General features: G+C 56.4%; 25 protein-coding genes and 1 tRNA gene. 13 read left to right on the plus strand and 13 right to left on the minus strand.

The annotated features are described in order from the left end of the window. Window positions 1-14: 14 nt before the first annotated feature. Window positions 15-230, minus strand: coding sequence for a 30S ribosomal protein S21 (gene rpsU / locus THINI_RS20605; protein WP_002710445.1), 216 nt, complete (start codon window positions 228-230; stop codon window positions 15-17). Window positions 231-303: 73 nt separating this feature from the next. Further along, window positions 304-723, minus strand: coding sequence for a ferric iron uptake transcriptional regulator (fur, locus tag THINI_RS20610; protein ID WP_002710446.1), 420 nt, complete (start codon window positions 721-723; stop codon window positions 304-306). 67 nt (window positions 724-790) lie between these two features. Between fur and THINI_RS20615 the strand changes: the two genes are divergently transcribed. Continuing rightward, window positions 791-1,111, plus strand: coding sequence for an outer membrane protein assembly factor BamE (locus THINI_RS20615; protein ID WP_002710447.1), 321 nt, complete (start codon window positions 791-793; stop codon window positions 1,109-1,111). A 4-nt stretch (window positions 1,112-1,115) separates the two neighbouring features. Here THINI_RS20615 and THINI_RS20620 read toward each other — a convergent pair whose 3' ends face one another. From THINI_RS20620 to THINI_RS20640, 5 genes are read right to left on the minus strand one after another with little or no spacing between them, the layout of a single operon-like run. Beyond that, on the minus strand, window positions 1,116-1,364 hold the full coding sequence (locus tag THINI_RS20620; protein ID WP_002710448.1) for a hypothetical protein: 249 nt from the start codon (window positions 1,362-1,364) through the stop codon (window positions 1,116-1,118). Further along, window positions 1,364-1,699: an RnfH family protein gene (locus THINI_RS20625; RefSeq protein WP_002710449.1), complete on the minus strand. Its 336-nt coding sequence runs from the start codon at window positions 1,697-1,699 to the stop codon at window positions 1,364-1,366. Before THINI_RS20625 ends, THINI_RS20620 begins: the two co-directional genes overlap by 1 nt. Continuing rightward, on the minus strand, window positions 1,686-2,123 hold the full coding sequence (locus THINI_RS20630) for a type II toxin-antitoxin system RatA family toxin (protein ID WP_002710450.1): 438 nt from the start codon (window positions 2,121-2,123) through the stop codon (window positions 1,686-1,688). Before THINI_RS20630 ends, THINI_RS20625 begins: the two co-directional genes overlap by 14 nt. A gap of 6 nt (window positions 2,124-2,129) precedes the next feature. Continuing rightward, window positions 2,130-3,065, minus strand: a complete 936-nt coding sequence (locus tag THINI_RS25415; RefSeq protein WP_002710451.1) for a hypothetical protein — start codon at window positions 3,063-3,065, stop codon at window positions 2,130-2,132. Window positions 3,066-3,085: 20 nt separating this feature from the next. Beyond that, on the minus strand, window positions 3,086-4,483 hold the full coding sequence (locus THINI_RS20640; protein WP_211207002.1) for a bifunctional aminoglycoside phosphotransferase/ATP-binding protein: 1,398 nt from the start codon (window positions 4,481-4,483) through the stop codon (window positions 3,086-3,088). A 227-nt stretch (window positions 4,484-4,710) separates the two neighbouring features. Between THINI_RS20640 and mrcB the strand changes: the two genes are divergently transcribed. The 4 genes from mrcB to tsaB are packed head-to-tail and all read left to right on the plus strand — an operon-like array spanning window position 4,711 to window position 10,345. Beyond that, window positions 4,711-7,131 carry a penicillin-binding protein 1B gene (gene mrcB, locus THINI_RS20645; protein WP_002710453.1) on the plus strand — a complete coding sequence of 807 codons (2,421 nt, stop codon included), beginning with the start codon at window positions 4,711-4,713 and terminating at the stop codon, window positions 7,129-7,131. Window positions 7,132-7,139: 8 nt separating this feature from the next. Further along, entirely contained in the window at window positions 7,140-7,688 is a 549-nt protein-coding gene (locus THINI_RS23845) for a tetratricopeptide repeat protein (RefSeq protein ID WP_002710454.1), read from the plus strand. 31 nt (window positions 7,689-7,719) lie between these two features. Then, a complete protein-coding gene (gene yoaA, locus THINI_RS20655) occupies window positions 7,720-9,666 on the plus strand; it encodes a DNA repair helicase YoaA (RefSeq protein ID WP_002710455.1) in 1,947 nt (648 codons plus the stop codon). Then, window positions 9,647-10,345 carry a tRNA (adenosine(37)-N6)-threonylcarbamoyltransferase complex dimerization subunit type 1 TsaB gene (tsaB, locus tag THINI_RS20660; RefSeq protein WP_002710456.1) on the plus strand — a complete coding sequence of 233 codons (699 nt, stop codon included), beginning with the start codon at window positions 9,647-9,649 and terminating at the stop codon, window positions 10,343-10,345. The genes yoaA and tsaB overlap by 20 nt, the downstream gene beginning before the upstream one ends. Here tsaB and cysZ read toward each other — a convergent pair. Next, window positions 10,342-11,070 (minus strand): sulfate transporter CysZ, encoded by a 729-nt coding sequence (gene cysZ / locus THINI_RS20665; protein WP_002710457.1) that lies wholly within the window; start codon window positions 11,068-11,070, stop codon window positions 10,342-10,344. The two genes, tsaB and cysZ, sit on opposite strands and share 4 nt — an antisense overlap. Window positions 11,071-11,150: 80 nt before the next feature. Between cysZ and THINI_RS20670 the strand changes: the two genes are divergently transcribed. Further along, window positions 11,151-11,774, plus strand: a complete 624-nt coding sequence (locus THINI_RS20670) for an NAD(P)H-dependent oxidoreductase (protein WP_002710458.1) — start codon at window positions 11,151-11,153, stop codon at window positions 11,772-11,774. Further along, complete coding sequence (locus THINI_RS20675) at window positions 11,771-11,989, plus strand: hypothetical protein (RefSeq protein ID WP_002710459.1); 219 nt, start codon at window positions 11,771-11,773, stop codon at window positions 11,987-11,989. The genes THINI_RS20670 and THINI_RS20675 overlap by 4 nt, the downstream gene beginning before the upstream one ends. Before the next feature lie 27 nt (window positions 11,990-12,016). On the opposite strand, the gene THINI_RS20680 is transcribed toward THINI_RS20675, so the two are convergent. After that, complete coding sequence (locus THINI_RS20680; protein WP_154724469.1) at window positions 12,017-13,585, minus strand: ATP-binding protein; 1,569 nt, start codon at window positions 13,583-13,585, stop codon at window positions 12,017-12,019. A gap of 168 nt (window positions 13,586-13,753) precedes the next feature. On the opposite strand from THINI_RS20680, the gene THINI_RS20685 reads away from it, so the two are divergent. Both THINI_RS20685 and THINI_RS20690 read left to right on the plus strand, forming a co-directional pair. Continuing rightward, window positions 13,754-15,103 (plus strand): toll/interleukin-1 receptor domain-containing protein, encoded by a 1,350-nt coding sequence (locus tag THINI_RS20685; RefSeq protein ID WP_002710461.1) that lies wholly within the window; start codon window positions 13,754-13,756, stop codon window positions 15,101-15,103. Continuing rightward, a complete protein-coding gene (locus tag THINI_RS20690; RefSeq protein ID WP_002710462.1) occupies window positions 15,100-18,795 on the plus strand; it encodes an nSTAND1 domain-containing NTPase in 3,696 nt (1,231 codons plus the stop codon). The genes THINI_RS20685 and THINI_RS20690 overlap by 4 nt, the downstream gene beginning before the upstream one ends. Window positions 18,796-18,903: 108 nt before the next feature. On the opposite strand, the gene THINI_RS20695 is transcribed toward THINI_RS20690, so the two are convergent. Together THINI_RS20695 and THINI_RS26105 are read right to left on the minus strand one after the other, a co-directional pair. After that, window positions 18,904-19,236 carry a hypothetical protein gene (locus THINI_RS20695; protein WP_002710463.1) on the minus strand — a complete coding sequence of 111 codons (333 nt, stop codon included), beginning with the start codon at window positions 19,234-19,236 and terminating at the stop codon, window positions 18,904-18,906. Window positions 19,237-19,239: 3 nt separating this feature from the next. Next, window positions 19,240-19,428: a hypothetical protein gene (locus THINI_RS26105; RefSeq protein ID WP_002710464.1), complete on the minus strand. Its 189-nt coding sequence runs from the start codon at window positions 19,426-19,428 to the stop codon at window positions 19,240-19,242. Here THINI_RS26105 and THINI_RS25420 point away from each other — a divergent pair. After that, window positions 19,422-19,565 (plus strand): hypothetical protein, encoded by a 144-nt coding sequence (locus THINI_RS25420; RefSeq protein WP_154724471.1) that lies wholly within the window; start codon window positions 19,422-19,424, stop codon window positions 19,563-19,565. The two genes, THINI_RS26105 and THINI_RS25420, sit on opposite strands and share 7 nt — an antisense overlap. A 121-nt stretch (window positions 19,566-19,686) precedes the next feature. Then, window positions 19,687-20,124 (plus strand): DUF29 domain-containing protein, encoded by a 438-nt coding sequence (locus THINI_RS20705; protein ID WP_002710465.1) that lies wholly within the window; start codon window positions 19,687-19,689, stop codon window positions 20,122-20,124. A 96-nt stretch (window positions 20,125-20,220) separates the two neighbouring features. On the opposite strand, the gene THINI_RS20710 is transcribed toward THINI_RS20705, so the two are convergent. Next, a tRNA-Leu gene (locus THINI_RS20710) sits at window positions 20,221-20,307 on the minus strand. A gap of 82 nt (window positions 20,308-20,389) precedes the next feature. Between THINI_RS20710 and queA the strand changes: the two genes are divergently transcribed. Both queA and THINI_RS20720 read left to right on the plus strand, forming a co-directional pair. Beyond that, window positions 20,390-21,427: a tRNA preQ1(34) S-adenosylmethionine ribosyltransferase-isomerase QueA gene (queA, locus tag THINI_RS20715; protein WP_040841212.1), complete on the plus strand. Its 1,038-nt coding sequence runs from the start codon at window positions 20,390-20,392 to the stop codon at window positions 21,425-21,427. 202 nt (window positions 21,428-21,629) lie between these two features. Next, window positions 21,630-22,457, plus strand: coding sequence for an SH3 domain-containing protein (locus THINI_RS20720; RefSeq protein ID WP_002710467.1), 828 nt, complete (start codon window positions 21,630-21,632; stop codon window positions 22,455-22,457). A 71-nt stretch (window positions 22,458-22,528) separates the two neighbouring features. Here the strand turns inward: THINI_RS20720 and folD are convergent, their stop codons facing one another. Next, entirely contained in the window at window positions 22,529-23,386 is an 858-nt protein-coding gene (folD, locus tag THINI_RS20725; RefSeq protein ID WP_002710468.1) for a bifunctional methylenetetrahydrofolate dehydrogenase/methenyltetrahydrofolate cyclohydrolase FolD, read from the minus strand. Window positions 23,387-23,421: the final 35 nt, after the last annotated feature.

A 23,421-nucleotide genomic window follows, 5' to 3' on the forward strand; every position in this document is an offset into this window, starting at 1 on the left:
TGTTTGCCAAGCAATCAGTACAGACGGACGCGGCGGTTCAGGTCGCGGGAGATGCGCTTGAGGTTGCGCTTGACGGCAGCAGCACGCATACGCTTGCGCACGGAAGTGGGCTTTTCGTAAAACTCACGGCCACGGACTTCGGCAACTACGCCTGCTTTTTCACAGGTGCGCTTGAATCGGCGCAGGGCAACTTCAAAAGGCTCGGTATCACGTACTTTTACACTTGGCATAAAAATCCTGTCTCAAATCCACTGTGAGTAAAACGCGGGATTATACCTGCCTGTCAGCCAAATGCAAAAAAATTCACGCGATTTCGTCATTTTCCCCGATGAATTCCCCATACAGGATCAGGGAATGGTCTTTGATGCGGAAATTATGCTTGCGGGCAAGTTCGCGCTGGCGTTGTTCGATGACTTCATCGTAGAACTCGACGACTTTGCCGGTTTTCATGCACACCATGTGGTCGTGGTGTTCGTCGGTGGCGAGTTCAAATACAGCTTGCCCGCCCTCGAAATGGTGGCGGTTGACTAGCCCGGCGGCTTCAAACTGGGTTAAGACGCGGTAAACAGTGGCAAGGCCGATTTCTTCCCCGTTGGCCAACAGTGACTTGTAGATGTCTTCCGCGCTCAGGTGATGTTCGGGGGAATTGCCCAGCAGGTCGAGGATCTTGACCCGTGGTTGTGTAATCTTTAATCCGGCACGTTTAATATCCTGCTCTTCCACCCTGCACTCTCCATCCTGAATAGTCTATTATGTCGCCCATGTTTACTTTGGACGAATCAAGATTAACATGATAAAGCCTATCATTTCACTTTCCCTCAGCGCCATCCTGCTGGCAGGTTGCAATACCTATAAAATGGAAATCCAGCAGGGCAATTACATCAGCCGTGAAGCGTTGGCCACGGTGCGGCCAGGCATGAGTGAGGCGCAGGTGAGGGAAGTGCTCGGTACGCCTTTGTTGGTGGATGATTTCCATAAAAGCCGTTGGGATTATGTGTTTTACCTGCATTCGCCGGGTCAGCCGCCGCAACGCAGCAGCGCGACCGTGTTTTTCCAGAACGGCGTAGTGCGTGACATCCGCGTGGATGCTGCACCCGCCGCCAAGGGTTAATGGCTCACAGCCATTTCAGCAGATAAAAGATGTATTGCCCTTCCGACGATTTGGAGGGGCCATGCACAAGGGCGGGGAAACGCTTGTCGTCAGCCTGGGCGGCGTCGGCAGCTTCCGTTTCCGTGGAGTAGGGCGTGACGCAACTGGCGGGAAAGCGGTTGCGGCTGGCCTTGAACTTGGGCATGTAAACGGTGGCGTAAACCGGCTGGGAAACGCCTTCACCGGAAGGGTCGGGGGGAACCATGCCGTGCATCAGGCAGCCTCGCCGTTGTCTGTATCCCCGCCACCTTTTTTCATGACCTTGCCTTCAGCAGCGCGTTGTTTGCGCACGGCTTTGGGGTCGGCAATCAGCGGGCGGTAAATTTCAATGCGGTCACGTTCACGCAACGGGACGTCGAGCTTGGCCATCTTGCCAAAAATACCGGCTTCCAGCGTGCCAATGTCCAGTTCCGGGTAACGTTCCAGAATACCGGAGGCGAGGATACCGTCGCGGATATTACTCCCCGCCGGAACCTGGGTTTCCAGCAGCAACTGTTCGTGCGGTAAGGGGTAAATGACTTCGATGCGGATGGTTTCAGGGTTTGCCATAGACTTTTCTCGCCCTTTCAACAAAAGAATCCACCAGCGTGTTGGCGACCTGGTTGAAAACCGGCCCGACCACCATGCTGAGCAGCTTGTTGGAAAACTCGAAGTTGAGATCCAGCGATACCTTACAGGCATCCGCCTTCAATTCATCAAAACGCCAGAAGCCATGTAAGTGTTTAAATGGCCCGTCAACCAGGCGCATTTCAATGGTTTTGTTCTTTTGCAGGCGGTTGAGGGTGGTGAATTGCTTGTTCACCGCCCCCTTGGCGATTTCAATGCTGGCTTTGACCTGATCGGCGTCGCGTTCGTGCTCTGCCGCATTCCTGCACCAAGGCAGAAATTGCGGGTAGAGCTTGATGTCGTCGACCAGTCGGTACATCTGTTCCGAACTGTAGGGAACCAGTGCGCTGCGGCTGATATGCGCCATGGGTCTTCAGTTCGCGGGAGCCGCCGGGGTTGCTGGCACAGCAGGAGCCGCTGGTACGCTGCTGGCAGGAGCTGGGGCTGGCGGGGTGGTGCTCCCAGTGGCTGGCGGTTCAGATTGGCCTGCCGGGGCAGGCGGGGCTGCTGGCGGCGCATCGGCAGCGGGTTCAAAGATGGTGAAACCTTCCGGTACCATGAAATCAGCATCATTCAGGGCATCTTTCGACAAGCTGCTCAGTTCGCTGCGCGGGCCTTCCGGCAGTGCCTGGATACGCAGGGCGAGGCCATCCTTGTGCAGGCTGGCGGAACCTTCCGCTGGCGGGGTTACGCCTTGTGCCTTGGCGGATTCGGCGGCGACGCCATCCATAAATTCAAACATACTGACCAGCATGGCGTGGTCGGCGGCGTCCATGGAATCGCTGCCGGAAATACAGACATCACGTACTGGTTGGTCATTGGCCTTGATGGTGGACAGGGTGCATTCCATGCCCTGGATGGTTTCCTTGCGGTCGGTTTTGTCCATCTTGATGGCAGGTGGCGGGGCTTTCATCATTTCTTCCGTCTGCTTCATGCGTTCCTCGACCATCTTGCGCTGGTCTTCCGGCATGGCAGCCATCTGCTTTTTCATGTCTTCCTTGAACTGGTTTTGCATTTCCACCACCTTGGCCATGCGCTCACGCACCTTGTCAGGGGTGGTTTCAATGTACTGCTTGGTCTTGGTGTTGATGGTGTAGAGGGTTTTGCTGGTGTTATCGTACAGGGAGTAAATGTCGCTGCCAACTTCACCCATGCGCACTTTGTCGCCATGAATCTGGATGACAGTCTGGCGATCCTGCGGGGCGAATCCGGTATCGGTGTAGGTTAGCTTGGTATCGGCATGGCTGCTGGCCGCAAGAGTCATGGCCAAAGCTGTCATCAGGCTACTGGAAAGGTGCTTCATGTTCATTGTTGGACTCCATTGTGTCTCTAGGTGCGACCAAGCAGGGCTTGTATCCTCGCTAACGGTAAACTTTCGTTGCTGTGAACTGTTACACAAGGTTCGTCTGCCTGCAATGGTTTGTAATGGCTTAATTGTTTGTGCAACACAGCAATATCGGCATCTGAGGCATCGTTGCCCTGTTGCTGACGTTGCTTGATGTTGGCTTCCAGTTGCGCGGGTGTGGCCTCGAAATGCAAGGTCAGGAATGTAGCCTGCTGTTCCTGCGCCAGCTGCCGGAAACGCTGGCGTTGCTCCATTCGCAGGAAGGTTGCGTCTACCACCACGTTGTATCCGCTTTGTAGCGCCAACACGGCCAGGGTGGCCAGCCGATCATGGGTTAGCCTGTTCATGTCCGGGCTGTAGATGCCTTGATCCAGTGCCTCTTGCTGCCGTTCGGTGGGCTGTATTCCCGCCAGCCGTTTGCGTTCCACATCCGAACGTAACTGGATGAAGCCCAGTTCCTCAACCAGTGCATGGCAACCCCAGGATTTGCCGGAACCGCTCAACCCATGCGTAATCAGCAGGGCAGGGCGGGCGGGCTGGGTGTAGGTTTCCGCCAGTTGCAAGTAGTTGATGCAGTGTGACTGGATGTCGGCACGTTCATCCGTATCCTGAAGCTGGCTGAGCCTTAATGCCTGCACCTTGGCGCGTACCAGTGCCCGGTAAACCTTGTACAGATTGAGGATGGGCAGCGCTTCGTAGTCGCCTGTTGCCGCCAGCCACTGGTTCAGTAGCCGGTGTGCCCAGGCAGGTTTCCCCTGGTCTTCCAGATCCATCAGCAGGAAAGCGCAGTCGCTGGCGGTATCAATCCAGCGTAGTTCAGCGTTGAACTCGATGCCGTCGAACAGGGTGATTTTACCGTCAATCAGGGCCATGTTCCCCAGATGCATGTCGCCGTGGCAGGCGCGGATATGACCCCGCTGTTTGCGTTGCAGGAGGTTTGTACGCAGTCTGGCATATTCCTGCTGCGTCCAGTGTTCCAGTGCATTCAGGTGTTTCTGCAAGGCCGGGTCAGGCAGGTTTTGCCGCAGGAGGACAAAATTTTGCAGCATGGGTGCAAGCACGCTGTCTGGCTTGCCGTAAGGGCTGTCAGCGGGAGCCTGTTCGGCCTGCCGGTGAAAGCGGGCGAGAATGTCTGCCAGGGTATCCATTGCCTCCAGCGGTAGCCGGTTTGCCGCCAGCAGCCTATCCAGTTGCTGCGCAGGGTCAAACTGACGCATTTTGACGGCGTATTCGACCACAGTGGCGGAATCCATGTCTGCCGTGGAGCCAAGGCGGTAATTGCCCTCTACAAGCAGTACCGGCACGACGCCAAGATAGAGCCTGGGGGCAAGGCGGCTGTTGAGGCGCACTTCTTCCGCGCAGAAATAATACCGCTTACTCAACTGGGTAAAATCCAGAAAACCGAAATTAACTGGCTTTTTTATCTTGTAAGCGAACTCGCCAGTCAGGAAAATGGTCGATATATGCGTGTGAATTACTTGTATATTGTGTGTCGTATGTGGGTAGAATGCAGGTTTTTGCATTGCCTCCCACAGGGTGTCAGGTGTATGTAAGGACATGCCAGTTGCTAGAATATGACCCGAAAATATAAGCATAGCAGGAAAATATCTTGAATCAGGAAGTAAAACAGGAATCGTCTGTGCGGCGTTTCTTCAAGGGGTTATGGTTTACGCTCGCGCTGTTTGGGCGGGTGTTCCGTATCCTGCTGCTGGTGGTGCTGGTGCTGGGTTTGCTGGCGGGTATCGCCTACACCATGCAACTGGACGAAAAAGTGCGTGAGCAGTTTGAAGGCCGCCGCTGGGAATTGCCGGCGCGTGTGTTTGCCCGCCCGCTGGACATGTACGAAGGCCAGCAACTGTTTGCTGACCATTTGGAGCAGGAACTGAAACTGCTAAGCTACCGCCAGGTGGATGAGCCGGTTGAAACCGGGCAGTATTTCCGCAAAGGCGACAAGTTCGTCATCAATACGCGCGGCTTCCAGTTTGCGGACGACAAGGAACCGGCACGCAGCATCAAGGTATCCGTTGCCAATGGTAAAATTGCCTCGCTGGCCTATGCCGATGGTAAAAACCCACTCGACCTGATGCGGTTGGAACCGGTGCTCATCGGCAATTTCTACCCGCGCCACAATGAAGACCGTGTGCTGATAAGGCAAAAAGATGTGCCTGAAATTCTGCTCAAAGGCTTGATTGCCGTTGAGGATAAAAAGTTTTACGAACACCAGGGGGTCAACCCGATGGCGATTGGCCGTGCGATGGTGGCTAACCTGAAAGCAGGCCACACCGTGCAGGGCGGCAGTACCTTGACCCAGCAGCTGGTGAAAAACTTTTACCTGACCAATGAACGTAGTTGGCACCGCAAGATCAAGGAGGCCATCATGGCTTTCCTGCTGGAAATGCGCTACGAGAAGAAGGACATCCTGGAAGCCTACCTAAACGAAATCCACCTTGGGCAGGATGGTGACCGTGCCATTCATGGCTTTGGGCTGGCCGCCCAGTTTTATTTCAACCGCCCGATATGGGAATTGAAGGCTGACCAGGTTGCCTTGCTGATCGGTTTGGCGAAAGGTGCGGGTTATTATGACCCGCGTTTGCACCCTGACAGGGCGCTGGAACGGCGTAACTTGGTGCTACAGGTCATGCGGACGAGTGGTGTCCTCACCGAAGGGCCTTATCAGGAAGCCCTGGCTCAGCCGCTAGGCGTGGTTGAGAAAAAACCTTCCGGCAACAGCCCGTTTCCCGCTTATCTGGATCTGGTGCGCCAGCAGTTGCAGCGTGATTACAAAGAAGACGACCTGCGCACCCAGGGTTTGATGATCTTCACTGCCATGGATCCGATTGTCCAGTTGACGGCGGAAACTATCCTGCAAAATCGGGTTGCCCGCCTCGAAAAAGCCAACCGTATCAGCAAGGGCAAACTCAACGGCGCGATGATCATCAGCAGTGTGCAAGGGGGGGAAGTGATGGCGCTGGTCGGCAGCCGGGATGTCCGCTATGCGGGTTACAACCGGGCGCTGACATCGTTGCGGCAAATTGGCTCGCTGGTCAAACCGGCCATCTATCTGCGGGCGCTGGAAAACTCCCGCAAATATACTCTGGCGACCCGCATCAATGATGGCCCGGTCACGGTGAAACTGGCTTCCCGCAAATACTGGCAGCCACGCAATTATGATCACCGCAGTATGGGTGCTGTTACGGTGCTGAAAGCTCTGACCTTATCACGCAATACCCCAGCGGTACGGATTGGGGTTGATCTGGGTGTCGACAAGGTTGTGCAGACTCTGCACGAATTGGGCATAAATTCGGCAATCCCCGCATACCCTTCCATCTTGCTGGGGGCGCTGGAATTGCCGCTGATTGACGTGCAACAGATGTACCAGACACTGGCGGCTGGTGGCTCTTATTCCCCACTGAAAGCAATCCGTAGCGTCATGAACCTGCATGGCCAGTTGCTGACCCGTTACCCGTTGACGGTCAAGCAAGTGGCAAGCCCGGAAGCTGCCGACCTGCTGGCATATGCCTTGCACCGTAATACCATCGAAGGCACTGCCAAGGAACTCGCTTCAACCTTGCCGGGCTGGAAAAAGGTGGCGGGCAAGACGGGTACCACCAATGACAAGAAAGATAGCTGGTTCGCCGGTTTTTCCGGTCAGCATGTGGTGACCGTGTGGGTAGGCCGTGACGACAACAAACCGACCAACCTGACAGGTGGTACCGGCGCATTGAAAGTTTGGTCAGACCTGTTCCGGGTATTGCCAACCAAGCCGCTCCAGACGGCCAATTCTTCGCGTTTGGTATGGGTTGATGTTGATCAGTCTTCGGGCTTGCGGTTTAATCCTGACTGCGGCAAAGCGGTGCGGACACCTTTCATCAAGGGTAGCCAGCCACAGAAAACCAGTTATTGCGCGCCACTGGAACCGGTCGCGCCAAAACCAGAGCCAGTTGCAGCCCCGGCAACGACAGCCCCCGCTCCAGCGCCTGCGGCAAAGAAACAAGACCCGTCCAACTGGATTGATAATCTGATGCAATGAGATCAATAATGACGCCAATATTTTGCAGAAACCTTGCAGTCGGTTTGTTGATGGCGGGTGTTTTATCCGCCTGCTCACCCAGCCCGTATGTGTTGCAGGATCGGGTATACGGCAACGGCAGGCCACCTGTCGTCGCCACGCCACCGCCACCTGCCCGTCCTCCGGCCAAGCCTACGCGGGAAACGCCACCTGCCACGGCAAGCACCAAAGTTGTAACCCAGGACAAACGGCCAACGGTTACGACTCCGCCGCCCACACGGGAAACGCCAGACATCATCGACGCGCCTGGCGTGGAAACAGAAGCGCTGGATGTTTCCCCCACCAAAACCTACAAATCTTCCCCGGCGGTGCAGGCACTGGTCAGGCAGGCTGATGCGGCGATGGCAAAAAACGATTTTGACATGGCCGCATCGACCATTGAACGCGCCCTGCGGATTGAATCCGATAACCCGGAGTTGTGGCTGAAACTCGGTACCATCAATGCACGTCAGGGCAAGCACGAGCAGGCAGCCAGCATGGCCAGCAAGGCAAAGTTCTACCAGGAGCAGCTCAATTAGCCGATCCAGCGACATTGAGCTTGAACTCGAGATGCTTGACCTACTGGGTGAGGCAGGCCCGTTTGCCCAACTGATTGAAGGTTTTCAGGCGCGCCCCCAGCAACAAGCCATGCTGAAAGCCGTGCAGGCCACCATGCAAGGGCAGGGCGCTGCGGTCATCGAGGCTGGCACGGGTGTTGGCAAGACATTCGCCTACCTCGCGCCCGCCTTGCTGTGCGATGAGCGTGTGATCATTTCCACCGGCAGCAAAACCTTGCAAGACCAGCTTTACCACAAGGATTTGCCACTGGTGCGCAAGGCGTTGAAAAGCGCGGTCAAAACGGCCTTGCTGAAAGGCCGCGCCAATTACCTGTGCATCCACCGTCTCAATACGACGCTGGCGGAAGGCCGCCTGCCTGACCGCAAAAGTGTCACCTGGCTGCGCCGCATCCGCGACTGGTCGGAATTGACTAGCAAGGGTGACATTGCCGAGCTGTCTGCCGTACCCCACGATGCTGACATCTGGGCGCGGGTGACTTCCACCACCGAAAACTGTCTGGGCGCGGAGTGTGGGGATTATCAGGATTGCCATGTCGTCAAGGCGCGGCGTGCAGCGCAGGAGGCTGATTTGGTGGTGGTCAACCACCACCTGTTTTTCGCCGACATGGCGCTCAAGGAAGAAGGCTTTGGCGAATTGCTGCCGCTGGCGAATGTGGTGGTGCTGGACGAAGCCCATCAGTTGCCGGAAATCGCCTCCACCTTTTTCAGCGACACCCTCAGTAGCCGTCAGCTGCTCGACTGGAAACGCGACACCCTGATGGAAACGCTGGAAAGCGCTTCCGACATGCCTCAGATCCGTGAGTTGCTGGATCGTCTGGAAAAAGCGGTGCTGGATCTGCGCCTGGCGATGGATACGCCGGGGCAGCGCGCGCCGTGGACACGTATCCGCAACAAACCTGCCATCATCAACCATTTGCAGGAACTTCAGGAGAGTATGAGCCAGTTGGCTGCCTTGCTGGAAAATGCCGCCGAACGCAGCAAGGGGCTGGAATCCTGCTACGCCCGTCTGTTGGAGCAACGCGCCCGGCTGGAGCGCCTGCACAACCCCGCGCCGGATAGCGTGCAATGGTTTGAAACCTTCACCCGTGGTTTCGCCATCACTACCACGCCGCTGGATGTGGCCGTGCCATTCAAGAAGTGCATGGAGGAATTGCCCTGTAGCTGGGTGATGACTTCCGCCACGCTGGCCGTTGGGCAGTCGTTTGAGCATTTCAACCAGCGCATGGGGCTGACGGAGGCGGCGACCTTGCAACTCGACAGCCCGTTCGATTACTGGCATAACTCGTTGCTGTATCTGCCCGCCAACCTGCCGGAGCCGCAGGATCGGGATTTTGTTTCAGCGTTGGTGGAGGCGGCCATTCCGGTGATCAAAGCCTGTGGCGGGCGTACCTTCATGCTGTTCACCAGTTACCGCGCCCTGAATGAGGCGGCGGAGCTGCTGCGCGACCAGATTGAATTTCCGTTGCTGATCCAGGGCGAATCGCCACAGCGCGACATGATCGACAAGTTTCGCGAACTGGGCAATGCAGTGCTGTTGGGGACTTCCAGTTTCTGGGAAGGGGTGGACGTGCGCGGCGAAGCCCTGAGCTGTGTTATCATCGACAAGCTACCGTTCGCCGCACCCAACGACCCGGTGCTGGAGGCGCGGCTGGAAAGTATCCGCCAACGGGGCGGCAACCCGTTCGGCGAATACCAGATTCCACAGGCGGTGATTGCGTTGAAGCAGGGCGTGGGGCGTTTGATCCGTGACCAGCATGATCGGGGAGTGCTGATGATTTGCGATATTCGCTTGCGCACCCGCAGTTATGGCAAGATTTTCCTCGATAGCCTGCCGCGTATGCCCCGCACCCAGAAGCTGGAAATTGTGGAGCGGTTTTTTGCCAATAGTATACCTCCCATTCCCAGCCCCAGAGATACGGATGAAACTGTTAGCCCTTGATACCTCAACCGAAGCCTGTTCCGCCGCCGTCTATGCCGATGGTGCGGTATTCAGCGAATTTGCGCTGACGCCTCGGGCGCATACCCAGTTGATCCTGCCGATGGTGGATAAGGTGTTGTCTGCGGCTGACTTACGTTTGCAGGCTGTGGATGCCCTTGTGGTTGGGCGGGGGCCGGGCGCATTTACTGGCATCCGCATCGGCGTAGGTGTGGCGCAAGGGCTGGCGATGGCTGTTGGCAAGCCGGTGATACCTGTTTCCACGCTGGCGGCACTGGCGCAGCAAGCATACGCGCAACAGGGGGCGGCTCAGGTGCTGGCGGCGCTGGATGCACGCATGACCGAAGTTTACTGGGGGCAATATGCCTTGCAGGATGGCCTGATGCAGCTGCAAGGGGAGGAGCTTGTGTGTGCGGCGGCGGATACGCCTGTACCCGAAACTGAAGGCTGGTTTGCCGTCGGACATGGCTGGTCAGCCTATGTCGAAGTTTTGCAGGCACGTTTTGCAGGCAAACTCAGTAGTACGGATACGGAATCATTACCTGCCGCCGAATTCATGCTGCCACTGGCGGTTGCCGAATGGCAAGCGGGTAGGGCAGTAGCGCCCGAAGATGCCCAGCCGATCTACCTGCGCAACAAGATTGCCCTGACTACCGCAGAGCGCATGGCCACGAAAACTTAAGCATTTTTTGAGAGCTTGTTTACCCACAAGGCCGTACCGCCCGCTACCCCCACCGGCATGGCCAGGAAATTCAGTATCGGTACGACGGTCAGCAATGACAGCAACCAGCCAAATCCCAAAGCTTCCGGACGGTTCTTTTTCAACGCCGCGAGTTCCTCCTTGAAAAACAGTTCATGGTTGCCCATTGGGTAATCGGCGTATTCAATCGCCAGCATCCATGCGCCGAACAGCGTCCAGGCCACGGGTGAAATGACGTTCACGCCCGGAATCACGGTCAGGATCAGCAGCAGGATGAACCACTTGCCCATGTACCACAACTTGCTGGCTTCGCTCTTGAAGGTGCGGGCAATCAGGCCGGACAGGCTCTTGTAACCGGCGAATTCCGGCACCGGCAGGCCGTTGAGGCGCGCTTCCACCCGTTCCGCCAGCACCGAGTTGAACGGCGCGGCAATCAGGTTGGCCACGATCGAAAATACGTAGAAGATGACGAAGAAAATCAGCACGGCGAAGACCGGCCACAGCAACCATTCCAGCCAGCTCAGCCAACTGGGCAGCAAACGGTTCATCCAGTATTCGAGCTGTGAAGACGCCAGCCAGATGCCGCCGGAAAACAGCACGATGTTGATCAGCAGCGGAACCAGCACAAACGGGCGGATGCCTTTCTGGGTGATGAGCGACAGGCCGGTAAACACGTAGCCGAAACCTTTGAACAGTCCTGTTATCATGATTTCCTGTGTCCTTGTATAACGGTGTGGCTATACTGTAACGCATTTACCAAGCGGTTTTAAGTTAAGGAGTTTTCACCATGCAGCCATTCATGCAAGCGATGAATTTCCGCCATGCCTGCAAGAAGTTTGACCCCGAGCGCAAGATTCCCGACGCGGATTTCCAGCAAATCCTGGAATTTGGGCGTTTGTCGCCGTCTTCTTTCGGCATGGAGCACTGGCGTTTCGTGGTGGTGCAAACCCCTGGGTTGCGCGCAAGGCTGCGTGAAGTTTGCTGGAATCAGCCGCAGATCACTGATAGCAGCCATGTGGTGGTGATCCTGGCAAAACATGCTGCGGTGGAACCCGGCAGCAACTATGTGAAAACACTGTTTGCCCGCCGCAACCTGCCACAGGATGCGATGGATGCTTATCTCGACCGTTACGCTGCCCACAACGAAACCGAAATTGCGCCGTACATGAACACGTTTGCTTGGGCTTCCAAGCAGTGTTATCTCGCGCTTGCCAACATGATGACGGGGGCGGCCAGCATGGGGATTGACTCCTGCCCGATCGAAGGTTTTTCCAAGCCGGGCGTTGAAGACGTGCTAGGTGTCGATGCCTCCCAATACGGCGTGGCGGTGGTTGTGGCATTTGGCTACCGTGCTGGTGAGCAAACCCCGCGCCTGCGCCAGCCACTGGAAGATTTGGTGGAATACCGATGAGAAACTTGCTTTTCCAGCAGACCAGCCCCGCCCACGTCAGGGTCAGCTACCAGATTCAGGCTGATCCGCAGACGCCGTTCAATGGCCCCAGCAATGACCATCTGGCCGAATCGGTTTTCAATACGCTGAAAAACCTGCGCGGGTTGGTGAAGGAACCCAAATACCGCGACGCCAGGTTCAGCGAGGCGGAAATCCGGCAGATTGAGGTGAAATAGGTTTGGGACAGGCCCTGTAGCCGTGGCTCATGCCTGTTCCACATCAAACCCGACGATATTGCGTGACGTCTTGCTGAATTCCACGCCGAGCAAATGGATCGGTTGCCGTAAGCCACGGTATTTGTCCGCGTAAGCCTTGTCCCTAATCTGTTGCAGCGCCTTGCCTTCCGGCGCCATTTCCACCACTTTGAATTCAAAGATGTAGATTTGCGCGTTGAACTTCAGGGTCATGTCGATCCGCCCCAGGTTGGTGATGTCTTCCAGCGTCACCTTCAGGCCCAGTGAGGCGAAGTAGGAATAAAACACCGAGGCGTAATAGCCTTCGTAACTCTGGATGTCGTTATTGGTATACCAGTGATGGGGAATGCTGGCGAAAAAGGCATGGAAAAGCTGTTTCAGCCCGGCAAAATCATTGTTTTCCAGCAGGCGGTATAATTGCAGGCTTTGCACGGCTTGCTTGGATTTGTCTTTCACCAGCACCGACAGCAGCGATTCGTTCAGGCTTTGGTAGACCTCGCGGTTGGGGTAGCCCAGCGTGTAAAAATACTGCCCGCCGAGGTTTTCCTCCTTGAGGATGGTCAGGTAGCCGGTCTGGAACAGCAGCGCCTCGGTGGTGATGTCGTCCACGTCAAAACTCGATAACATGCTGCTACTGCTGATCATTTCCCCCAGTTGCAGGCTGGGAACCTGCCGCTGGAACAGCAAGTCCAGCAAAAAGGTGGGCGTGCCGGTTTCAAACCAGTAGCTTTTGAAGGTGCGGTTTTTAAACAGGTGCAGAATATCAAACGGGTTGTAGACGCCTTCGCCCTGCCAGTGATAGCCGTTATACCATTCGCGGATGACGTCGCGCTCCAGCCCCGGCAATTCGGGGGCAAACACGCTGTCAATATCATGGTCGGTATAACCGCAAATGGTGGCGTAATCCGGGGTCAGGGTCAGGTCATACAGATTGTTGAGGCCGGAAAACAGGCTGACCTTGGAAAACTTGCTGACCCCTGTCAGGAAGCTGAACTTGATGTGCGCGTCGTAATCCTTGATGTTGCCGTAAAACCCACGCAGGAAGTCACGGTTGGCGCGGGCAACCTCCGGGTAGAGCAGGGCGTCCAGGATCGGCTTGTCGTATTCGTCGATCAGGATTACCACAGGTTGCCCCGCCTGCTGGTGCAGCTTCACGATCAGGTGGGCGAAACGTCCGCTGATGCTGTCCACTTGCGGGGGCAGTTGGTATTGCCCTTCAAGCAGTTTCAGTTGTGCATCCAGCGTGTTGGCGAGATTTTGGGTTTCCCTGTAGTTTTCGCCGCCGAAACTGAAACGCAAGACCGGGTATTTCACTGACCAGTCCCATTGCTGGTGAGCGGACAGCCCCACAAACAGCGGTTCATTGCCTTCAAACAGCTCTTTCAGGGTGTCGAGGAACAGGCTTTTGCCGAAGCGGCGCGGGCGGGAGAGAAAGTAATGCTTGCCTTCTTTCGCCAGCTTCACCGCCAGATAGGTTTTGTCCACGTAATAGTGGTTATTGCGGCGGATTTCGCCGAAGGTCTGGATGCCGATGGGTAAGAGTTTACGCTGCATCATGCTGGCCTGTTTGCTGGTCATGCCGTGAGTTTAGCATGGTTGGCTGCCCTGTAACGCGCTGCCGAAATACTGAAATGTGCATCCCGGCGAGAGCTGTGGGTATGACGCTTTCTTTCCCGACAAACGGTATTTATGTCTATAATGCAGGCATCTTGTTAAAGATAAGTGTCGCTTGCAGGGGACTCCGTTTTGTCTGATATTTTTGTAAGTTATGCGCGCATCAACGATCAGCCGTTCAGTGGGCAGAAACAGGGCTGGGTATCGCATTTCATCAATAATCTGCGTAATGAAACCAGTCAGCGGATTGGCCGCGCCGAAAACTATTCGCTGTGGATGGATTTTAAACTCAGCGCCAATGATGCAGTGACGCCGGAAATCGAAAAGCAGTTACGCGACGCCCATATCCTGATCGTGATGATGTCCAGAGGCTGGCTGGAATCAGAATGGTGCGTCAGGGAGCTGGAATATTTCTGCGCAACACATGACGACCTCGCAGGGCGCATTTTTATTATCAATCAGGATGGTTTGCCGCGTGAAGAACAGCCGGAAATCCTGCATGATTTGGTGAGTTGCCCGCTCTACGAAAAAACACCGCATGATCAAATCCAGCGATTGGGGTATCCGGTGCCGGATGTTGCTGACAGGGAATATTTTGGCCGTATCGTTGAGCTGTCTTTTCAACTGGAAAAATCCTTGCGCCGTTTTGCTCAAGCACTGGTTCTCAAGTCTGCCGAACCGCGTTCTGTTGAGACAAAAGCTACTGCCTATGTTGCGCCGGTGCACGATTCCCTGTTTGACCAACGCAGCCAACTGGTCAGTGAACTGGCGCAATTCGGTATTCAGGCGTTACCGGCGGCCAACCGTTTTGACCGGGAGTTCGAAAGCAACCTGCAACGCTGTTCGCACTTTGTGCAGTTGCTGGACACTGACTTCGTGCAAGGTTTGTCATGTGACCAGTACCTGATTGCCCAGACAATGGAAAAGCCTGTGTTGCAATGGCGTGATCCTATGCTGGATTGCAGCAAGGCTAATCATGAACAAAAGGCTCTGCTGGAAGGGAAAACCGTTATCGCCTGCGAGTTGCCGGATTTTATTCGTCAGGTGCGGGAAGAGGTGTTGCCAAAACCGCCTCCACCACCTCCCCCCGTAAATGGCAACAAAATGGTGTTCGTTCACGCCAGCCCAGAGGACTTTCCCAAAGCCGAACAGGTTGCCGCTACCCTGCAAGAGCGTGGATTTGGTATTGTCCTGCCGCGCTATGAGGGCGATGCGCAGCGGATACGAAAAAGCATTGAACGTGGCTACCAGTACTGTGACGTTCTGCTGATGCTGCAACAGCGTGCTTCCGCTGATCTGGTGGAAGACTATCTGGCAGAGTTGGAGGTGTATGCAAAAAAATCTCCGACAGTCTTGCTGTGCCAGTGTCAGAGAGCGGAAAAACTGCATTTTATTCCTCCCCTGATGAAAATCCTGCACTGCAATGACCGCTTTGAAGCAGATTGTCTGGAACAGTTTCTGGCGACGGAGGTCAGCGCATGAACCGCCGCCAACTCCAGCCATACCCCGGCCTGCGCCCCTTCGAGCGGCGCGAATCCCGCATTTTCTTCGGTCGCCAGACGCAGGTTGACGAGCTGCTGCAACGCCTGAAAGACCGGCATTTCCTCGCCGTGCTGGGCGCATCCGGCTCCGGCAAGTCTTCGCTGGTCAAGGCCGGGCTACTGGCGGGGCTGGAAAAAGGCTACATGGGCGAAGTCGGCGCAAGCTGGCGAATTGCCGAATTGAGGCCGGGGGATCAGCCGTTCGAGCGGCTGGCGGAGGGGTTGGTGGGGAAAATCCCCCTCAATCCCCCTTTTGCAAAGGGGGAAGCTGGATCGAACTCCGCACAATCAGGCGAGGATGGAATCTTGCTCCCCTCCTTTGCAAAAGGAGGGGCTGGGGGAGGATTTTCTTCCGGGTTCCTAGCCGCCCAACTCCGCCGTGGCTCCCGCAGCCTGCACGACTACCTGAGCCAATCCCCGCTGGAAGATGGCCAGAAACTGCTGATCCTGGCTGACCAGTTCGAGGAGATTTTCCGCTACCGCCAGCAGAGCGGCAATCAGGCGGCGGCCTTCGTCGCGCTGTTGCTGGAAGCCTGCCGCCACCCCGACATCTACGTGGTGATCACCATGCGCTCGGATTTTCTGGGCGAGGCGGCGGCGTTTCATGGCCTGCCGGAGGCGATCAACGACGGGCTGTACCTCACCCCGCGTCTGACCCGCGAGCAGTTGCGCGAGGCGATTGCGCTGCCTGCCAAACTGTTTGGCGGCGCGGTGGATGAGGCGCTGATCAACCAGTTGCTCAACGAGGCGGGCAACAACCCGGATCAGTTGCCGCTGTTGCAGCACGCGCTGCTGCGCCTGTGGGTGAATGACGCCGACAAGCGCCTGACCCTGGCGGAATACCAGCAACTGGATGGCCTGCGCGGGGCGCTGGATGGGCATCTGGAGCAGGTGTACGGCGACCTCGACCCGCGCCAGCAGGCGATGGCCGAAACCCTGTTCCGCGCCCTGACCCAGCGCGAAGCCGACGGGCAGGATGTGCGCCGCCCGGTGCGCGTGGCCGATGTGCTGGCGCTGGCGGGCTGCTCGCTGGCCGAACTGGCGGCAGTGGTCGATGCCTTCCGGGGCGAAGGGCGGCATTTCCTGGTCGCGTCCACGCCGCAACTGGCAGTCGACAGCGTGCTGGACATCAGCCACGAAAGCCTGATCCGCCAGTGGCGGCGGCTGCAAGGCTGGCTGGCGGAGGAAGTCGCCAAAGTCGAGATGTACCAGCGCCTGCGCGATGCGGCACAGCGCCGCGCCAGTGACGCGGGCGGCGAGTTGTGGCGCGGCACCGATCTGGCGCTGGCGCGGGACTGGAAGCAAAAACACCAGCCGGATGCGGTCTGGGCGCTGCGCTACGACGCCAGCGACGCGGCGTTTGCGCAGGCGATGGCCTTCCTGGAAGAGAGCGCGGCGGCTGAAGAGGCGCAGTTGCAGGCGGAAAAACACCGGCAACAGGCTGAAATTCGTCGTTCGCGGCGTCTGTTGGTGTATGCACTGATCGGGTTGGTGATTGCGGTGGGGCTGGCGTTGTGGGCAATGGGGGAACGTGAACAACGTACTGTACAACTATTTGATTCTGATACGACTCATGCTGCGTTGATGGCAAAAATGGAGGATTACGCTGCCGCCCGCGAAAAATTAAAGCATACGCAAGACCTGAATGGGGAAGTTGAGCCGGAACGCACCCATGCCCGCGACCTGCTGGCGGGCTATGTGGACATCATGGGCGGCAGCGCCGAACGCACATTCACCGATGCCGATGACAAGCCCTTGCCGCAATTAACCGGCAATGTCGCCATCAGCCCGGACGGGAAGTGGCTCGCCGCCAGCGGGGAGCGTGGCACGATTGCGCTGTTTGAGCGGGCGAGCGGGAAGCTGGTGCAGAAGCTGGAGGGGCATGATCCGAAGGCAGGCAGCAATAGACAAGGAACTGTCTGGGATATTGTCTTTCACCCCAAGCAACCCTGGCTGTTTTCGGCGGGGGATGACGGGCAGATCATCCAGTGGCAGTTGCCGCAGGCGGGTGCGGAGGCTCGGGTGCTGGATCAGTGGAAGGTGGATGCGGGTGCACCAGTATGGGCGCTGGCTTTATCACCAGATGGTCGGGTGCTAGCTAGCGGGTACACAGATGGCAAAATTCGGCTTTGGGACGTTAAAGAAACCCCTCCCAACCTCCCCTTGTCAGGGGAGGAGAAAGAGCGGAAGCCTTTGCGTATGTTGGAAGGACATGAGGGGCCGATTCCACAAATAGGGCTGACTTTTGATCCGCAGGGGCGCTGGCTGGCGAGTGCGTCTTATGACAATACTGCCCGAATCTGGGATTGGAAAACTGGCAAAGAAATTCACCGTTTACAAGGGCGTAGGGGTGTTGCTTTCAACAGTGATGGAAGTTTGTTGGCTGCTTCAAATTACGATAACAGCATCTTGTTGTGGAATAGTGAAACAGGTGAACAAATTGGCAAACCGCTCAAAGGCCACCAGAACATGGTCTTCGGCCTGCAATTCATCAACGACCAGCGACTCACCTCCGCCAGCAGCGACAACACCGTGCGGCTGTGGGATGTGGCGACGGGGGTGACACGGCGGGTATTGCAGGGGCATACGGCTGCGGTGGCTGGTCTGGCGCTTTATGCGGACAAGGGGCAGCGCTGGCTGTATAGCAACAGCAATGACGGCACGGTGAAGCAGTGGGAGGCGGATTTGCCGGGGCAGTGGCTGGTGGATTTGCCGGGTGCTGCGACCGCTTCGGCTATATCTCCCGATGGAAAGCATCTTGTTGTTGGATTACAAGATGGTGGTATGCAAGTTTATGCATTGCCTGATGTCGGGCTGAAGCCCGACCTACAGCAAGAAATTAAAGACGCACATGGCACTTTTGTGTTGCGGTTTGCATTCAATAAGGATGGTTCATTATTGGCATCCAGTAGCCATGATGAAACAGCCAAAATATGGAAGGTTGGTGCTGATGGCAAACTGGTGCTGGAACACACGATCGAAGACCACACGAATTCTGTCTATGCGGTTGCCTTCTCTCTCGACAATACCCGCCTCGCCACCGCCAGCTATGACGGGCGGATTGGGCTGTTTGATCTGGAAAGTGGCAAGGGAAAGTTGTTTGAGGCGCATGACGGCAACGTTGCTTCTGTAAATTTCGACCAATCAGGGAAATATTTGGCAAGTGCAGGCATACAGGATTTTACACTCAAACTCTGGGATATAAGTGGCGACAAACCCCAACTGCTTAAAAGTGAGGTTGCAAACGATAAGTTGCTCTGGGCAAGCCTCAGCCCGGATGGCAAACAACTCGCCAGCGTCGGACGCGAAGCAACCGTCACCGTCTACCCCACCCACGGCGGGCAGGAACCCCTGCGCCTGAACGGGCATGAACAAGCCGTCTACAAAGCCATTTTCAGCCCGGACAGTCGGCAGTTGGCAACCGTGAGCTGGGATATGACTGTGCGGCTCTGGGATCTGGATACCCGAAGCGAATTGTTCAGTCTGCGCTTGCCAACAACTTTTGACCCAAATCATGGCCCACTTTGGGACTTCGACTTCCGCTGCACGCCCACCGGCTGCTGGATCGCCGTGCCGCTGACCTCCGGCAAGCTGGCCTTGTATAAGCTGGGGGAGGTGGATTATGGGGAGTAAGATTACCCCCCATCCCCGACCCTTCCCCCGCAAGGGGGGCAGGGAGTAAGAAGGTCGTACCTCTTGTCCCCTCCACCCCTTGCGGGGGGAGGGTTAGGGAGGGGGGAATCACCGGGCTATCAACCCCCGCGTCATATGCAACCGTACCCCCGCATCCTCCGTCAGCATATGAAACAAATGATGCGGCCCGGTCGCCTTGTCGATCAGCGCCTGCAAATCCGGTTTCACCTCCGCGTAAAGCGTCAGCAGCCGCCGGTCAAACCGGTGCAGCGCATGGGTCAGCGGGTCTTTGCGCTGGCGGGCGCGGATCACCCCGATGCCATCCTGATACACATCGCCGAGGCACATATGCACCGCATTGAACAGCGTCGCCCAGCCGTTGAACCACAACATCAGGTCAATATCAAAGCGTTCGCCGGGCGGCGGCCCCTGGGTCAGCACCTGTTACAGCAGCTCACGTTCCTTGACGGTTTCGCCTGCCTCCATCAGCTCGGCGCGGCCATAACCGTCGATGGTGGAGCTGGTCAGCAAAATCGGCGTCTTCGGGTAACGGGTGAGGACGAAACTGGCGTCATTGGCAATCTTGGAGACCGGGATGCGTTCTTGCGCTCGAACAGGTGGAGGGATTGCCATACGCCGCTGAGCTGCACCACCAGCGCCTCTGCATCGCCGCCTTGTTGTTCCAGCAGACGTTGCAACTGTTCGCGTTGCTCAGCCCGATGGGGTTGGCAAGCATGGGCAAATACTGGGTGCGAAAAGGGGCAGTATAACGTAGTGGGGTGGTGCCCGCGTATCACCACAGGCGCGATATGGAGGCAAGTGGGCACTACTGGCAACTACGCTGCAATGAACCTACAATCAACCCATGAACCAAACCGGGAGGGCTGACAGATGGGAGCCGCAACCAAATACGACACGGATTTTTATGGCTGGACTCAAGAGCAGGCCGAATTATTGCGGGCGCGGCGTCTGGATGAAATCGACTTGGAACACTTGATAGAGGAAGTGGAAAGCATGGGCAAGAGTGAAGAAAGCGACCTTGAAAGCCGTCTGGAAATCTTGTTTATGCACCTGCTGAAATGGGTATATGAACCAGAATTACGCGGTAAAAGCTGGGTAAACACCATCAAGGAACAACGGCGCAAGATACCGCGCCGCTTGAAGAAAAACCCCGGCCTGAAAAGCAAGCTGGAAGAAATCCTTCAGGAAGCTTATCAGGATGCCAGGGAATCGGCAGCAGATGAAACAGGGTTGCCTGCACAGACCTTTCCGAAGGAATGCCCATGGGCGCTGGAAGCAGCGCTAAACCCCGAATTCTGGCCTGAATAGCCAAGGTGATGGGAAGAGGGCGGGCAATAAAAAAGGCTTAACTCACTAAGAATTAAGCCTTTTCAGGTCAATCCAGACTAGGCTGGATTTATTGTCTGGTGCCTAGAGAGAGACTCGAACTCTCACGGTGTCACCACCGGCGGATTTTGAATCCGCTGCGTCTACCAATTCCGCCATCCAGGCAGGATGTGAAGGGATGAGATTCTACCTGATTTTTTGCATTTGTCGAAAGAAATTTTACAAGCTGATATTATCCGCGCCCATGATGCAACTGAGTGACTTCCATTACGAGCTTCCCCCCGAACTGATTGCTTCCGAACCCCTGGCGGAGCGGACAGCCAGCCGCTTGCTGGTGCTCGACCGGGCAAGCGGCGAATGCCACGACGGCCAGTTTGCCGATATATTAGCCCTGCTGGAACCCGGCGACCTGTTGGTGTTCAATGATACCCGCGTGATTCCGGCGCGTTTGCTTGGGCAAAAGGCCAGCGGCGGCAAGGTGGAAGTGCTGGTGGAACGCATTACCGGTGAGCATTCGGTGCTTGCCCATATCCGTGCCAGCAAGGCTCCCAAAGCCGGTACGCGCCTGCGGCTGGAAAATGCGCTGGAGGCGGAAGTCAGCGGGCGGCAGGGCGACCTGTTCGAGGTGCGTTTCCTCTCGCCCGATCCTGTGCTGGCCTTGCTGGAACGTTATGGGCATATCCCGCTGCCGCCCTATATCGAGCGTGCGGATACCCCGGCAGACCGTGAGCGCTACCAGACGGTGTATGCACAAAAGCCAGGCGCAGTGGCTGCGCCAACTGCCGGTTTGCATTTTGACAGTGCCCTGCTGGCCGCACTGGAGGCGAAGGGGGTGCAGACTGCTGCCGTTACTTTGCATGTCGGCGCGGGCACTTTTCAGCCTGTGCGGGTGCAAGATTTGTCGCAACATGTGATGCACGCCGAATATGTGGAAGTTTCCCCGCAGGTCTGCGCTGCGGTGGCGGCCTGCAAGGCGCGTGGCGGCAGGGTGGTGGCAGTGGGCACAACTTCCGTGCGCAGCCTCGAAAGCGCGGCGCAAACAGGCGTCTTGCAACCCTTTCAGGGTGATACCCGCTTGTTCATTACACCCGGTTATACCTTCAAGGTCGTGGACGCCATGATCACCAATTTCCACCTGCCTGAGTCCACCCTGTTGATGCTGGTGTCGGCCTTCGCTGGCTATAAAAATATCATGGAAGCTTATCAACATGCCGTTCGTCGGAAATATCGCTTCTTTAGTTACGGCGATGCCATGTTCATGGCCTATAAGCAGAATAAATCGTGATTTCGTCCGTCAAGGTTGTGACTTTTTTGTATCTGTAAGATCATAATCACGTAACGTAAATGTTTGCTTATTGCTTGATTAATCAAGATTATTTTTGGTTGATAATGCGTCAGACAGGTGGGAACCCCCCATTTTCCGCCTGCTTGTTAACTTGTGTGAAGGGTGCTCCCGCGTTTTGGCGGGAATGCGCCGGAGGTCGATCATGAAGAAGGGTGTCCTAAATAAAACTGCTTTACCGTTGCTGACTGGATTCATGCTGCTGCTTGTACCTTTGCTGGGCATGACAGCTTTGTCCATGCCGGCTGATACTTCGCTGGTTTACCGCGTTAAAGGGATGGATGCAGGTAATGTCTTGAAAATGTACAAGGAACCGGGCAGGGATGTGGTTGTGAACATTCCGCACAATGCCACCTGGATTTCCCGCCGCAATGCACAGATGAAAATGGGTGACAAGGTATGGGAAAAAGTCAGTTGGGATGACCAGACCGGTTGGGTTCTGTCAGACTCCCTGGAGGAAGACAAGGATGCCACCGAAGTGGCCAATGCCCGCCGCCAGTGTCTGGCTGACCCGGCAGTAACGGAAAAAGAGTGCTGTGGATACCCTGAAGCTGCCAAGGGCGGGGTATTCAAGTCCATCCCGGTGTATGCCGTGAAAGGCTTCTCGGCGGGTGAAAGCCTGATGATGTATGTGGATCATGGTGATGACGCCATTGCAGTCGAAATTCCACACAATGGCACCAATATCGTCAAATTGGGGCAACGTGCTGAAGCAGGCAAGTTCGCCATGGAACGGGTGCGCTGGGCAGGCCAGAACGGCTGGCTGGATGACAGCAAACTGGTCTATGACGAAGAAAAAACCAAGTACGGCGATGCCAAGCGCCAGAAATGCGGCGGCGTATCGGGTGGGGTTGATTTCCGCGCGTCAGAGGTGGTTTGTTTGCCTGCGCCGGTGATCCGCCGTTTGCAGGAATCCGGCGCGCTGGACGCCGAGACCGTCAAACAGTTGCAAGGGCAGCAAAAGGATAAATAAAAACCGTAGGGGCAGGCTCCCGTGCCTGCCCTAGCCCATAAGACTGGGCAGGCACGGGGTCTGCCCCTACGTCAGAATGAATGTTTCTCGCACGCTTCCAGCGTATTTTTCATCAGCATCGCTACTGTCATCGGGCCAACACCTCCTGGAACCGGCGTGATCCACGCTGCTTTTTCTACAGCCGCCGCAAATTCCACATCGCCAGTCAGTTTGCCGCTTTCCAGGCGGTTGATGCCTACGTCGATGACCGTTGCTCCCGGTTTGATCCAGTCTCCCTTGACCAACCCCGGTTTGCCCGCAGCAGCCACCACGATGTCAGCTTGCCGTACCAGGTCAGGGGTAGCGTTGCCGCTGAAACGGTGGGTGACGCTAACGGTTGCACCTGCCAGCAACAATTCCAGCGCCATCGGGCGACCGACGATATTGGATGCGCCCACAATCATGGCATGACGGCCTTTGAAAACTTCACCCGTACTTTCCAGCAAACGCATCACGCCATACGGTGTACAGGGACGCAGGCCGGGAATACGTAATGCCAGTTTGCCGATGTTGGTGGGGTGAAATCCATCCACGTCCTTGCGTGGGTCGATATGTTCGATGATCAGGGAGGCTTCAATGTGGTCGGGCAAGGGCAATTGTACCAAGATGCCGTCAATCTGTGGGTCACGGTTGAGTTCGTCGATCAACTGCACCAGTTCATGCTGGGTGGTTTCCGCAGGCAGGTCGTAAGAGCGTGACATGATGCCTACTTCGTCGCAGGCTTTGCGCTTGTGGCTGACATACACCTGTGATGCTGGGTCGGAACCGATCAGGATAACGGCGAGGCCGGGGCAACGTTTGCCTTGTGCCAAACGTTCGTCAATACGCTGTTTGACCTCAGTGCGGACTTCGGCGGAGACTTTCTTTCCATCAATGATCTGGGCTGTCATGGCATTTCCTGAGGGGGCAAGGAAAAGCGCGTATT

The sequence above is a fragment of the Thiothrix nivea DSM 5205 genome (assembly GCF_000260135.1).
Lineage (GTDB): Bacteria > Pseudomonadota > Gammaproteobacteria > Thiotrichales > Thiotrichaceae > Thiothrix > Thiothrix nivea.

Excerpts from the sequence above, each read along its gene's own strand:
- THINI_RS25415 (WP_002710451.1), bottom strand. The coding sequence starts at position 3,065 with ATGAACATGAAGCACCTTTCCAGTAGCCTGATGACAGCTTTGGCCATG.
- THINI_RS20675 (WP_002710459.1), top strand. The coding sequence starts at position 11,771 with ATGAGAAACTTGCTTTTCCAGCAGACCAGCCCCGCCCACGTCAGGGTC.
- THINI_RS20670 (WP_002710458.1), top strand. The coding sequence starts at position 11,151 with ATGCAGCCATTCATGCAAGCGATGAATTTCCGCCATGCCTGCAAGAAG.
- tsaB (WP_002710456.1), top strand. The coding sequence starts at position 9,647 with ATGAAACTGTTAGCCCTTGATACCTCAACCGAAGCCTGTTCCGCCGCC.
- cysZ (WP_002710457.1), bottom strand. The coding sequence starts at position 11,070 with ATGATAACAGGACTGTTCAAAGGTTTCGGCTACGTGTTTACCGGCCTG.
- THINI_RS20680 (WP_154724469.1), bottom strand. The coding sequence starts at position 13,585 with ATGACCAGCAAACAGGCCAGCATGATGCAGCGTAAACTCTTACCCATC.
- THINI_RS20615 (WP_002710447.1), top strand. The coding sequence starts at position 791 with ATGATAAAGCCTATCATTTCACTTTCCCTCAGCGCCATCCTGCTGGCA.
- THINI_RS20705 (WP_002710465.1), top strand. The coding sequence starts at position 19,687 with ATGGGAGCCGCAACCAAATACGACACGGATTTTTATGGCTGGACTCAA.
- THINI_RS20720 (WP_002710467.1), top strand. The coding sequence starts at position 21,630 with ATGAAGAAGGGTGTCCTAAATAAAACTGCTTTACCGTTGCTGACTGGA.
- folD (WP_002710468.1), bottom strand. The coding sequence starts at position 23,386 with ATGACAGCCCAGATCATTGATGGAAAGAAAGTCTCCGCCGAAGTCCGC.
- yoaA (WP_002710455.1), top strand. The coding sequence starts at position 7,720 with ATGCTTGACCTACTGGGTGAGGCAGGCCCGTTTGCCCAACTGATTGAA.
- THINI_RS20690 (WP_002710462.1), top strand. The coding sequence starts at position 15,100 with ATGAACCGCCGCCAACTCCAGCCATACCCCGGCCTGCGCCCCTTCGAG.
- THINI_RS20620 (WP_002710448.1), bottom strand. The coding sequence starts at position 1,364 with ATGCACGGCATGGTTCCCCCCGACCCTTCCGGTGAAGGCGTTTCCCAG.
- THINI_RS20625 (WP_002710449.1), bottom strand. The coding sequence starts at position 1,699 with ATGGCAAACCCTGAAACCATCCGCATCGAAGTCATTTACCCCTTACCG.
- THINI_RS23845 (WP_002710454.1), top strand. The coding sequence starts at position 7,140 with ATGACGCCAATATTTTGCAGAAACCTTGCAGTCGGTTTGTTGATGGCG.
- THINI_RS20630 (WP_002710450.1), bottom strand. The coding sequence starts at position 2,123 with ATGGCGCATATCAGCCGCAGCGCACTGGTTCCCTACAGTTCGGAACAG.
- THINI_RS26105 (WP_002710464.1), bottom strand. The coding sequence starts at position 19,428 with ATGGCAATCCCTCCACCTGTTCGAGCGCAAGAACGCATCCCGGTCTCC.
- queA (WP_040841212.1), top strand. The coding sequence starts at position 20,390 with ATGCAACTGAGTGACTTCCATTACGAGCTTCCCCCCGAACTGATTGCT.
- rpsU (WP_002710445.1), bottom strand. The coding sequence starts at position 230 with ATGCCAAGTGTAAAAGTACGTGATACCGAGCCTTTTGAAGTTGCCCTG.